Source organism: Sphingobacterium sp. (genome assembly GCF_039596235.1).
Classification (GTDB): Bacteria; Bacteroidota; Bacteroidia; order Sphingobacteriales; family Sphingobacteriaceae; genus Sphingobacterium.
The window spans coordinates 122,440-135,233 of record NZ_JBCNKE010000007.1; the positions used below are offsets into that span (position 1 = coordinate 122,440).

Annotated in this window: 7 protein-coding genes and 1 tRNA gene; 2 read left to right on the top strand and 6 right to left on the bottom strand. The window is 42.8% G+C overall.

Features of this window, described 5'->3' with window-relative positions; genetic code table 11:
* Window positions 1-30 precede the first annotated feature (30 nt).
* The gene (locus ABDW32_RS15350) at window positions 31-1,158 is read right to left on the bottom strand and encodes a FecR domain-containing protein (RefSeq protein ID WP_343563892.1); all 1,128 of its coding nucleotides are present in this window, start codon (window positions 1,156-1,158) and stop codon (window positions 31-33) included.
* Window positions 1,155-1,688: an RNA polymerase sigma-70 factor gene (locus ABDW32_RS15355; protein WP_343563894.1), complete on the bottom strand. Its 534-nt coding sequence runs from the start codon at window positions 1,686-1,688 to the stop codon at window positions 1,155-1,157. The genes ABDW32_RS15350 and ABDW32_RS15355 overlap by 4 nt, the downstream gene beginning before the upstream one ends.
* A 326-nt stretch (window positions 1,689-2,014) precedes the next feature.
* Between ABDW32_RS15355 and ABDW32_RS15360 the strand changes: the two genes are divergently transcribed.
* Together ABDW32_RS15360 and ABDW32_RS15365 are read left to right on the top strand one after the other, a co-directional pair.
* Complete coding sequence (locus tag ABDW32_RS15360) at window positions 2,015-2,578, top strand: porin family protein (protein ID WP_343563896.1); 564 nt, start codon at window positions 2,015-2,017, stop codon at window positions 2,576-2,578.
* A 260-nt stretch (window positions 2,579-2,838) separates the two neighbouring features.
* Window positions 2,839-2,912: transfer RNA gene (locus tag ABDW32_RS15365), tRNA-Pro, on the top strand.
* 95 nt (window positions 2,913-3,007) lie between these two features.
* Here ABDW32_RS15365 and ABDW32_RS15370 read toward each other — a convergent pair.
* The 4 genes from ABDW32_RS15370 to ABDW32_RS15385 all read right to left on the bottom strand — a co-directional run bounded on the left by ABDW32_RS15370 (window position 3,008) and on the right by ABDW32_RS15385 (window position 12,794).
* Window positions 3,008-4,879 carry a hypothetical protein gene (locus ABDW32_RS15370; protein ID WP_343563898.1) on the bottom strand — a complete coding sequence of 624 codons (1,872 nt, stop codon included), beginning with the start codon at window positions 4,877-4,879 and terminating at the stop codon, window positions 3,008-3,010.
* A 102-nt stretch (window positions 4,880-4,981) separates the two neighbouring features.
* Complete coding sequence (locus tag ABDW32_RS15375) at window positions 4,982-8,044, bottom strand: DUF5107 domain-containing protein (RefSeq protein ID WP_343563899.1); 3,063 nt, start codon at window positions 8,042-8,044, stop codon at window positions 4,982-4,984.
* A 136-nt stretch (window positions 8,045-8,180) separates the two neighbouring features.
* Entirely contained in the window at window positions 8,181-11,189 is a 3,009-nt protein-coding gene (locus tag ABDW32_RS15380; protein ID WP_343563901.1) for a glycoside hydrolase domain-containing protein, read from the bottom strand.
* Window positions 11,190-11,312: 123 nt separating this feature from the next.
* A complete protein-coding gene (locus tag ABDW32_RS15385; RefSeq protein ID WP_343563903.1) occupies window positions 11,313-12,794 on the bottom strand; it encodes an aryl-sulfate sulfotransferase in 1,482 nt (493 codons plus the stop codon).

The following is a 12,794-nucleotide window of genomic DNA, read 5'->3' on the forward strand; positions in this document are numbered from 1 at the left end:
CTATCTGTACAATTTTGTCTCGAAAACATGTTATCGCTTTTGGTTATTTGTTAAGTGAATTTCTTTGCCCTGAACCTCGACCTTTAAGTCTAGGCTCTTTGCCATCACCTTGAGTATTTCTGTCAGGCTATTTCTTTCAAATTCGGCTGTATACGGTATTTCTTGAAGGCTAGGATCATCGATGATAACTTTATAGTCATACGCACGGGTAAGCAGCTGAGCGACATCCTTCAGGGGGGTATTTACAAAATTAAACTTACTGTCGACATAGTATTTATAGAATTTATCCTGAACAGGCTTCTTTTGCACTGTTGCGGTATCGGCATCCCTTATCGTAAGCATCTGATCAGGCCGTAGGAAAATCTCTTTGTCGGCATAGGCTACTTTAACCAGTCCAGTCGCGACAATGACTTCCGTTGCTTTGGGAATACGGCGCACATTAAAACTTGTCCCCAGTACCGTAATTTTCGAATTCCCTGTGGCGATCACAAAAGGGTGCTTTTTATCCTTTTTCACCTGAAAAAACACCTCCCCCTTTTTCAATTCCACATTTCTATTTTTATTGCTCCAGGTACTCGCATAAGCCAGCTCCGTATTTCTATTGAGTGTTACTGTAGACCCATCTGGCAATGAATCCCTAAGCACAGCTTCTTGGCTCACAAGATGCATTTCCTCGCGCTGCGAACGGTCAAACACATAGAATCCTACCATACAGACCAGCAGAATGCTCGCCGCAGCCCACCAGTTCCATTGAATCACTTTTGTTTTCATTGTGGGGATTCCAGCCAGTTCCGATGCTCTCCTGTCCCTAACAATTTTAAAATCCATCCAAGCCTTATCCACATCCACTTCTGGAACTTCCAGAGGCTTAGGCAAGCTATCCCATAACTTTTTCATTTGCAAATATGCCTCCCTATTATTAGCGTCTTTTTCCAACCATTCCTCTACGATCCTACATTCGGCTTCATTCGTTTCCCCGACCATATACCTTTCCAGTAATTCCTTGTTCATCGCATATAGATAAGATAGAAATACGTTCTTCACTTTTAAATATTCCGCTCTGTTGGCAGGATCCTGCTCCAACCAGCCTTGCACCAAATTATTCTCCGATTCATTGGTCTTCCCAACGATATATCTTTCCAGTAATTCCTTATTCATAACATATAGATAAGATAGAAAATAATCAATGTTAAATAATCCATAAGTTCAATCCGTAGGTGACGCAATGCTTTGCTCATATGCCCCTCAACTGTTTTTATCGAAAGATCCAACGTAGTCGCAATATCCTTGTATTTCATCTCCTGAAAACGGCTCAGTTCAAAAACCGTCCGACTCTTTTCGGGCAGTTCAGCCAGAGCCACCCTGAGTTTCCTATCCAGATCTTTGCTGCTTTCGTCTACAGCCGGTTCCCATTCCTGTCTGTGCTGTTCATAAGACTGATATTTGAGCTTACGTTGCTCCTTTTTAAGAACATTCATGCTTTCATTATAGATCGCACGATAGAGGTAAGCTTTCAGCGAAGTGTGAACCTGCTCCTCCCAATCCTTCTCCCATAACCGCAGAAATACTTGCTGTACGACCTCCTCGGCTCCATCGCTATCGCCCAGATACCTGAAAGCATAACGATGTAATTCCTTGTAATGCGCCCGAAAAAGCTGCTCGAAATTCTTTTCTTTATTTTCCGACATTGGTTAAATCTACCATTTGATTAAACAATCTACTTTATACTAAGACAACACAAGTAATCTTTACCCTTATTTATTTTTTACTTTTTTTTCTGCCGATAATAATATCCCATCAACTTTCGAATAAACAGCCAGCCCAAGTTCATCCTTCAACTATATACAGCCCGCCGGAATTAAAGTACGACAGTGATCGATCAGCTATCCAAAATCGGAACTAAAGGTAATTATCTAAAAATAGAAAAATGTTTTTTTTCTAAGGGTATACTGATTTTCCGTTGTCATAGTATAAAGCGACACGAAAAACTAGATAATAAAAAATAGTATTAAAGATGAAAACAACACTCAAAGCGGCCTTAGTGGCATTGACATTATTTGGAATAACAGGTACAGGACAAGCACAGGAGGTCACCTATGGTATACAGGTCGGGAGCAACTATCACATGACATCCTTTGGCAACAAGTCCGTTAAAGACAATAACGGTAAAGTAGGGGTTTCTGTTGCCGCATTCGCACGCGTTGGAGATCGCGTCTTCTTTCAACCCGGCATCGGAGCTAGTCTTTTCCGAAAAGAGTATACTTTCGAAGGTGGCCAAAAGACCCCTAAGTTTTATCAGATCAATCTTCCACTCCAGGTTGGCTATACATTTTTACAAAATGGTGATTTCAGTTTTCGTGGTCTATTGGGACCGCAATTAAATTATGATCTGAAGACTGTCAAATCCAGTCCTACTACAGATTATAAGAAGTTCTCCTTTGACGGTAGAGCCGGAATCGGCATTGATGTCAGTAGCTTTACAGTAGATGCCTATTATAGCCATGGGTTCACCAGCGTGGATAAAACACTGGATGCCAAGAATAAAACCGTCGGCATTATGGTTGGTTATAAATTCTAACGGCGGTTTGCAAAAAACAGCTTCAGAGGAAACCATAAAAAATACAAATGTCTCCTGACGATGGAAAATAGCGTACGAAGGTAGACAGGGGTAGAAGTAATAAGAGAATGTCCGAAATTTAGTCCCTCAAAATTTCAGGCATTCTCTTTTTTGCAATTAGATTTTATTTTTTGTCAATAATTACTATTTTAGCGCTACCAAAAATTTTTCCTAAAAAAAAGGGCTTGGGATCATCCGATCTCACGCTATTTGGAACAATTCGGGATGTAGCGTAGCCCGGTATCGCGCCAGCATGGGGTGCTGGAGGTCGTCGGTTCAAATCCGGCCATCCCGACAGAAAAAGAAAGACCACTTCATTTTAAGCATGAAGTGGTCTTTCTTTTTATCGCCTAGGATTCAAACACAAACTCAAGCAAACCCTTCAATACATCAAATTTCGGTCACGATCAGTTTCTGTTCCAACATAAACGTAACTATCCATTTCTTTCCGATTTTAAAGGCGCTTAAATTATTGGGTGTATTGTCGCTGGATTCCGTTTCCAATGGTATATACGAATAAACAAGCTCGGGTTCTCCCGCTTGCTTAAATGTAGAACCATTGATTAAAACCGTCTTTATGCCATGCGTGAACGTGTCTCCATATTCATAAAAGAAACGATAATTATCTCCATCCGGAAGCATGATATACCGATCAAAAAGATGATCCTGTAGTTTGATCGATGGTATGGACTCTTTTTGACTGATCGGATAAAACCATAGTTCATTATCGGTTTTATCAAAATAAAACGCCCGATTATCAGCAGCTAGATAGCTCGGATGCCATGGTAAAGTAGCCGGCAGCTTCACTGTTTCAACAGGTACCAATTTCGCGTTAAGCGATAGGTGATAGGTGACCTCGTTTAATTTAAACAGCAACGGAAAGTCCGGAGAAGTGCCATTCATTATTGCAGTGGGAAGGTATTCGATTTTTCCTTTGGCAATATGGGCTTCTGTCAACAACCTATCTACAGTTTTTTGCGCTATTATCGCCCCTGTCCTACTGTTGATACATAACATTTCATAATTTAAGGTCCGGTCCTTATGATAAAGGATATAACTATGCTCCGGAGTCATATAAGTATGATCGATAATCATATCCCGTACCAACGGCAACAACTTTTTGGAAGCCTGTTCTTTATAAAATGTGGTCTTTTCATTGCTTGGTTCCGCACTGTATTGCCCCCATTGGAATTGCTTATTGATGCTGAATAGCGTTCCATTTTCAACCCTAAAATCAACGAATTCCGCGGCATTTGGTTGTTGTGAAGAAGCAATTTTACCGACCTGTATACTACTGTCAGCAGGATTGATAGACAACAGCTGCTGATCCTTAAAATTCAGGTAATTTGGCTGTGGATGTAAGCGGATGATCTTGCCCTTTGTTTCATCTAAGGCAAATAGCCCCTTTGTGTTTTCTTGAAAGGACTTCGTCCATACTTTTGCACCCGCTTTTGGAAACTGATCTTTAGGATCAAGACTGATAATATGATCTAACCAGGCTTTCCATTCATGCTGTGAAGCCTCGGCCGTCGGTACGCCCAAAGACTCCATCTGATTACTGACATCATTCAACCTTTTTCTCGCAAGATCAGCCACCGTAGTGGGCCTGTAATCATGTATGGCGTACCCCCCATCAGTTGTTTCAGCCCAGCCAACATAGTGAACGATAAGCTGCTGGCTATTGTCTAAGTGATCTATCCACTGTGGTATATGGCGCAGGTCGCGATAATCAGAGAAAATCGACCATTCGATCGTATCTTTTAATGTAGGCTGGTTAAAAATAGTGGCTGCATAACGTTCATTTTCTGAAGCAATCTTGTCTTTATTATGTGCATTGAAAAACCTAACATTCTTTGTATAATAACAGTTTTCCATACCCGGGACCGCAACGATCTCAAACGTAAAATCCCGATCATAGGTAAAAAATAAGTTTTCGCTATCGGGAAAAAGAGGAATCAATAAAATATATGCTGTCCCCAGCCTCTTGGCATCCGCTTGACTTAAATGGAGGTAAAAACCATTTTCAGGAAGATAGATGTCACCTTTATTAAGCACAAAAAGTAAGTTTTCCATTGCATCACTTAACTGAATAACCTGGTTATTCGACTTGAACTGCCCCGTAACAGATTGCACTTTTTCCGATGTATCCACCCTTGACTGAAGTTTTCCCTGATTTTCCATCGTATTGCTATTGCCATGACATTGACAAAATGCTATGATCAACAATACCAAATAGAACTGCCTAAAGATCATTCTTACCATTTATTTCATCTCTTGTATAATTAATTCAATTTACATCTTTTTTATCGAATACAAAATACCATAAAACCAATCTGCTTTTACCGCTGTCAACAACAAAGAGAGTTAAAACATACGTTGGTCTTGCTCAAAATAAATGTGCTGGATCAACGCTGGCCAATATGCTGTTAGGTTATCTTTTTGTATCTGATCAAAAAAAACAGCATCTGACTGATCGATCCCTCGGACAGTTTGCCCGCTACGGACAATAATTCCCTTATTCGTTAATTGTTGTATAGCGGCCTGTTGAAGTAGAAATTCGTATGGATTCTTCGGTTGCTTACGCTGGCTTATCTGCTGTAGAAAGTTGGTTTCCCCACTACTGTTCCCTATTTTCTTTTGTATATAAGCTGCGAGCCAATCTGCCAGAATTTCATTTTTAACTTCCGGATAGGGTTCGCCTACCCCCAGTTGGGCCGGCCAGGCCCTTGATTCTTCGACCTTCAGATTTGCTTCTTTATATTTTTTTTGTTGTAGGTAGTTATAAGCCAGCATTAATTTGGTCTGTACATAGTAGTTATGTCCTTCTGTTGCCCCTTCAAAAGGAAGGATTTCGACCGCTTGCAATTCACGTTCGGCAAGCAGATATTCTTTATTTAACAACAAAGTCCGTACATGGGCTAAGGTTAGGATATAGTTTTTGGGAAATGCCCAATGATACTTTCTGCTAACTTCGAGTGCCTGATCATAATATTTCCCTTTATTTAACAATTCAACCAAACGAAGGCCATAGCGCCATTCATGTGGTTCCGCTTTCATCGCTTGTTTCATCGCTGTAACGGATTGATCGAACTGCTGATCTTCTTCAAGATTAGATTTCAACGCAAAGTAAGCTCCAAAATCCGATGGTTCAGTCCTTACCGCATCCAAAAGCTGCTTCGCTTTCCCCCCCTGATTTCGGAAACGATAAAGTAATGCCTGCAAATAAGCGACTTTCCAATTTTTCAGCTGCTCGCCTGCCCATTCAAACACCGGCCCACTTTCCTCACGAAATGGAAACACAAAGGCTGGATTGCTTGCTACGGCTCTTGCCAGATATTCCTGACTCACTGTAGGATTGGTTTTGGTCAGCCAGGCCAGCCACAATAACATCTCTGTATTTGGCTTATTTTTATTGAGTACAGTGACGGCACGTTTATATTCGTGTAGATCGGCATACCAAATGGCCAGTTCAAAACATTTTTCCGACGCAAATTCCTGCCTGGATAGCACTTCATTTTTCGCTTCAAATTGGATAAAGGCATTGAAGGGATCGTTGCGAACAATCCGCTCATAGGATGTCGTGTCCAAACTTGTTCCTTGCCGCTTTTGGATGAGCAGCCGCAATTGCAATGCGTCTATATTCAGCCCATTCGCCACCAATGCTTTCTCCACATAGGCCAAAGCCGGATCATCCTGTTTGATCCGGTAATGGTACTTGGCAAGCTGTAAATAAGCCGCACTACGCCAGCTAGGATCCAGCGAAGCTACTTCAAAGCCATCCAGTGCATCATGCGTTCTTTCAAGCTTGACTGCGGCCAAACCGTAATAATAATTGGCTGCAGCATCATAGGTATCAATCGCCAATGCCTGACGTGCATAATCGTAACATTGCCTATAATCCATTTTGAACCAGGCAAGTTTGGCCTTCTCCAGCAAGAAATCCAATTGGGGCACTTGCTTTTCGGTCAAGCTGTTTAACAAAGTTTCAGCTACTCCATATTGTCTAAACCGGAGCAAATCCCGTACTTCAAATAGTTTGGTTTGATTGCTATCGATCATCGTACCACGGCTTGATTCAGTAGGTCGATCCAAGGTAGTAGCAATATCATGCTGTCGTAAATCAAAATAATCCCGTCCTAGTTTGAGATAATAGGGGCTGTCATCGCTGTTTAATTCTAAAACAAGCTGTTTTACTTCCCCCACTCGAGCGGTTAGATAACTAGCTCCCAGGGACAAGCCATTCTTATCGAGTGCAAAAATACTATCTTGTAAAGGTCGTTTGGGATCAACGGTCAACAGGAGCTTTTTGCCTTCTAGTTTCACCTGTAGCGCAGCCGACAACTGAAAATCTTTGGGTTGACCTATCCCTGCGAAAGGCATCCAATACTCCGTCCATGAATCGCTCTGATAAGGTGCGAATCCAATTTGCTTGAATGGCGTTAAACTACTTGACGGCACGTTCTGATTGAATAATCGACCGCTTTGGATCTCCACATATTGACCGCTCCGGTCGGTCAGCAACTTCTCCCAGATCTGCCCATCTCCGGCCTGTGACCACAGAAATATTTTCTTACCCAATTTATCTTCACGCAGTGCATATCGGGCCATCCCATGATCGCGTTCCTCATAATATACCCCAAAGGCCTTGCTATGTGCCCCCAGCACATGATACGATTTCGAACTCCCAAATGCATTCTCCCGGTAGTTGGACAGGTCACGGCCTTCGCCATCAATGGGCCATGGATGCGCATCCCCGTCGTGGCCGATATACCGGTTGCCCGGATATAGAAACTTCAAATCCTCGCCGGCCGCGACCCCCAGATTCATCCAGGTATAATAAGGCTGCTCAATGGCATTGCCATTTGACCAGAAAGAACGTGTCGAAAAATAACCCTTGTCTTTTTCCAAGCGAATTTCCAAGGTCCAGTTGCTGCGGCTCAAAAGATCAAAAGCATGGATAAAACAACTTGCACTTCCATCCGCATGTTCCTGCAGTAAATAATCCACCGCTGTAGACGTGTTGGGAGTATGACCAATAATTCCATAATTCGCTTCAATACCACCACTTGTCCAAGGCCCTCGCATTGCGATATCTCTGAATTTCACGACGCCGTTGTTATAGATATAATCCCGCTTTCGTACTTTATCATAAGCAGACCAGATCTTTCCCCCTATTTCCGGCATAATCTGAACCCGGATATAATCGTTCTCTAAGATCACCGTCTTCCACTCCTTTTCAATGGCGGTATTTGTGAAACCATCAAATCGAAAATAAGGATACAATTTCTGTGCTGAAGCGATTGGGTCCGGGTCCGAAAAAGGATAGGTTGTATACCGTTTTTTTACCTCAGCGATCTTTGTGGGGTTCTGCGCCAATACAGTTAATATGGCATGCCCCAATAGCGCTAACACGAGCCATTTTTTCATTGAAATATGTATTTATTCACTAATTAATAATTAACGGGAGCTTTCAGATAAATGCACCAATTCCAACAATACGAGCATTCCACATCTTCTCCAAAGAACCCGGACTAACTCCCTGGGATATATAGGCTACTAGCTATTATTCTATGAGCAAAATGATCCCTTTATTCTTCGCAATAGGAATTTTATCGCCCCTGTTATATGCTGTACCGGATTGGAAATTGGCTATTGCAGGAATCGATAGTTTGGCCTTTTTGGGATCAATCCCTAGTTTGTCCCAATCAATAACTAGCTGTACATCGACATCTGTATCAGCCCAGCTGGCTATCGCAACCATCGCTCTTCCGGGTTTGGTATAAACCGTTGCCAATACTTTCTCGTTATCCGTTTTTACTGGAACGTTTGGTGACCAATAACCGATCATATTGCTTCCTTTGATACCGAAGTTATCCCAGGTCTTCCACAAGTCCTTCGGTGTCAGTTTTTGGTAGGGCATCCGATTGGTCATTCCATAGATCATTCCGCGCCAAGGATTCCCACCATCCTGAAGCATTTCGCCCATCAGTCCAAAGGGGATGCCACTCACTTCTGTTAAAAAGAAGTCAGGCTGGTTATTTTCATAGTCAAAATATTCGCCAAACCATAATCTATTCAGATAAGGAAAATGTTCGAGATAGAGATTCGCACTGTTGTTAAAGCCATCGTTTTTATTATATTGATTCGCTGAATGCAAATCAATCAGGCCCGATTTTCCATTTTTGGTCAACACGCGCTTGATACGCTTCATTGTCACCCGGTCAAAAGCAACATCATCCAGATAAATCCCATCAATACCAATATGGTCAACCAGCCAGTTCATGCCCTCCACATAATAGTTGTGCCATCTGTTCATACCACTGTTGATTATGGCGGCATCTTTAAATTCCGGCACATACCAAGCCGCAATGTAATTTTTCCCCAGATGTTCCTGCAACCAGGAATAACCGCCGCCTTTGCCCGGTGAAAACACTTCAGTACCTAGACTTCTTAGTGGATAAAGTTCATAAACTCTATTGGAGACCTCCCGTACCGTATTGTAAATCTTCACTTTTAGTCCAGCTTGATGCGCCTGATCAATATATTGCTTCATCTCTTTGGTCGCAATAAATGGATAATTGATATAGGGATTGATCACATTGGCATGATGGATATTGATGACGTTTGATCCACTGGCCACGACCGAATCGACTGGTTTATAAGCGTGATAATAGCGTTCGTTCCATTGTGCTTCGGTATTTATCGGATGGAATGGGGTAATTAATAGGTTAAAATTATAATAGAGTACCGCTCCTTTTTTAAGCTGACGTTCACCACTATAGCTATTGACCAAGACCGATTTACCTTTGAGGCCGATATCTATTCCACCTTTATTCTCATTGCCCCAGGAAGTTGGCAGCACCAACGGTTTTTGAAGATAGAAATTTGTGTTCAAGGGTCTTGAATAATGCTCATCGCGTAGTGAGAACTGCAGTCCCGCATTTACAGCACCAATCCAGCCACCATCCTGATTCTTATTCGCTACATCCCATTTCCAGACAAGCTGTTCCGGGCGCTTTCCTCCCTTCTGTCCCAAGCCCATAAAATAGTTTGCCTTGTCGGGCATAACCGGGATATGCATATTGACATCTTTTAAACTGATATCATTTAATGCGGTTAGCTTAACCACATAATGTAAATAACCATCAAATTCCAGTTTCCCTTCCACTTCCATAGTAAGGTCGGTCGATTCATTTTTGGCTATCCAACGGTATTCGCCCTCATTTTTTTCTTTAAATTGTACACCCGCGGTTTTCAAGAGGATCTCCTTACCATCCGAGGCACGATAAAAATGAAAATGCACCGGTTCATACAACAATTCATTTGGCTTTGTCGAGATCGATGTCATTTCAGGCGTAAAAAAAGTACTGATCTGTTTGGGCAGACCACTTGCGCTCAGCTTAACTTCACGCCCCAGGAGCTGTAAGGTCGAATCAGCCGTCAACACAATCGGCGTATATGGTGCAATGACTGTATTTTTTTGCGCCAATGTTGAGTTAAGCCAAGGCAGCCGCGTCATTTTCCAGGGCTGGTCAACACTAGCTAGTCCACTACCATTTTCCGAAACATGAAAGATAAGCTGTACCTTCTTCGCTGTCGCATTCTTTGGTTTGACGGTCACGGTGCCCGTATAAGTCCCCACCGGAATATTTTCCGGTACCTGCATGCCACACCATAGGGCTTGTACCCTATTCGGAGGTACATTCACGGTCAGGTGCATGGGCTCTCCGGTATAGGCCGTACCCTGGGTATTCAAACAGTTCAGGCTATTGGCAGCAATTATTGTCCCATCGCTGGACTTAAAATCCGAAAATGATACCTGAAGCGCTTGAAGATCTTGCTTCGGCGACCAAAGGCCCAATTGAAACGCGTAATACTCACCTTTTTGGGCATTTCCTTCAAGCTGAGCCGGGGCTTTTGTTTTCGTCATCCACAATCGCGGGAGGTTATTTTCCATTTTTATGGGCGACTCCCTTCGTTCAGGGAAAACAAAATAATCTTCTTTAGCATTGCGGTTTAAGAAACTTTTGACTTCCGCTCCGGTAGCCAGCACTTCCATCGGATCATTGCTATTGTACTGATCCACGGCATCAAAGCGTTCGACATGAACTCCTTTGGAGTTTATGTTTCTATTTTTTGCGGCTTGCGTCGGTGCCGATGTTGTATTTTTCAGATAGATTGCATCCGGATAATTGCGGCTCCGCCCGCCCATTTTATACGGTAGATAATAGACATAATATATTCCTCTGCCTGAAGCCGGATGAAAACGCAAGCCTCCCGATTCGGCATTCATCCAGAGATAATCAATCGACCCGATCTGTTTATTGCTGGCGCTGTCCACGATAATTACCTGTTGATTGGCCTCTACCCATCGGTTACGCCAGGGAATAGCTACCTGCACTTCTTTTTGGTCCGTGTTTACTTTCAATACCGCACGGTGGTTACCAAGCTGATCTGCATCCCATTTTTGCTTTTCAGGCGGATAGGCCAGCTGCGCATGGACAGCATTTACTAAAAATGATACGGCAAGGACTGTTGCTAACTTAGGGTTGGCTGTTCTTTTCTTCATCATATAAGCTGTTAGGTGTACACAAAAGCCGGTACACGTCAATATTTATTAATTATCCCAAAAATCATCTTGAGCTAATGCGGCATATGCACTTTCACTCAAGATGACCTTCGTTTTTTTTATGCCTTAGTTTTTTCGATATTTATTCCAAATTTCTTCTGGAACATACAGGGCCCGATAAGGTATAAAATAGGCGTTTAACTCCCAGAGCACCTTACCTTTTCTATCCGTTATCAATACCGATCCCGTCTTGGAACTTGTTTGCAGCAGATGACCATTCGCTAGTTCATAAGCACTTCCCATCCGCGCCGTGAATTGTTTTTTGGGGATGGGGGCCGCATAAGCCAATGTTGCCGTTTTGTTCTTTTGGTCGAGATTGAAAGCAATGGCACGGGATTGTTTGTTGGCCGTTGTACTATCGCGCGGGGAGAAATCACCATTGTCAAACAGCAGGAGTTCGCCCGTTTTCGTGATATGTGGTGCATGCTGAAAATAGAACAGGTCGCTCTCCTTCAATTTAAAGTCACCGTCCTTTCCTAATTTCCAGAGAATATCGCCCGTTTTCGCATCAATTTTCCAGACCTGATTTTCAATTGGCGACGAAGTGATGTAATTGCTGTCCCGATCAAAAGAAATCGTATTAAAGTGGAATCTATCGTGCTTCAGGCTATCCAGTTTTTTGTCCTTGAGAATATCCCATTTTTCCCAGGGGGACCATTTTTTTAAAACATTCCCTTTGGTATCCATGGTTAAGATCGCATCTCCCCACAGTGTATCTTTGGGATGGCCAGGTCGGTCATCTATTCTAAAATCCCTGACGATGCCGACAATATTATTCCGCTTGTCCATCTGTACATCGTGGTGCATCACGATCCCTTTTTTATCCAGGTCAATTCGATTAATTTCCTTCCCTGTCAGATCAATCTCCACCAAGACGGTCCCGCCTACAAAGCCGATCCTTCCGCTGCGAAGATAATAGCTTGCATTCGTGGATTTTTTACTTGGTTGATTGGGCTTATTGAACTCATCTTTGCTTGCAGGAGCCAGTAAGGCTAAAACTGTTCCCCTTGGGGTTAATGAAGCTAGGCGAACACCCAATTTCTCGTCCTGCCAGTACCAACGGATCGTTCCCTTACCATCGACCATGGCCATATAGCCAGGATAGCCACGGTAGCACAATAATACAAGACCATTCCCAAGTGCTTTTTCATCGTGTGGATGGTCGGATTTGATCCAATCATGTACCATCCATGGGGATTGCGGTCTTGTCTTAAAAGACTGTTCACTGGATTTGATCGGAATGGCCCGGTCAATGACCACCCGAAATTTGTAACTGCTATTCGGTTCCAGCGTCAACAAGTGAAAAGTATGATTCTGTACCGATTTTGATGTCACCGTCCGCCGAACATCCCCATTCCCCTCTTTCCAGTACTCAATATACACATCCGCGGGTTGATTGAGACGCACGTGGATGTCTTCATCCAAGGGGAGGTTATTCGGAGAGGTCAGTTCAATTGTGTCGATTTCGACCTGATTTGTATAATAATAGTAACCAGCGAAAACTGCCGCTACAACAGCTAGTACAATAATTGCTTTGAATAATTTCAT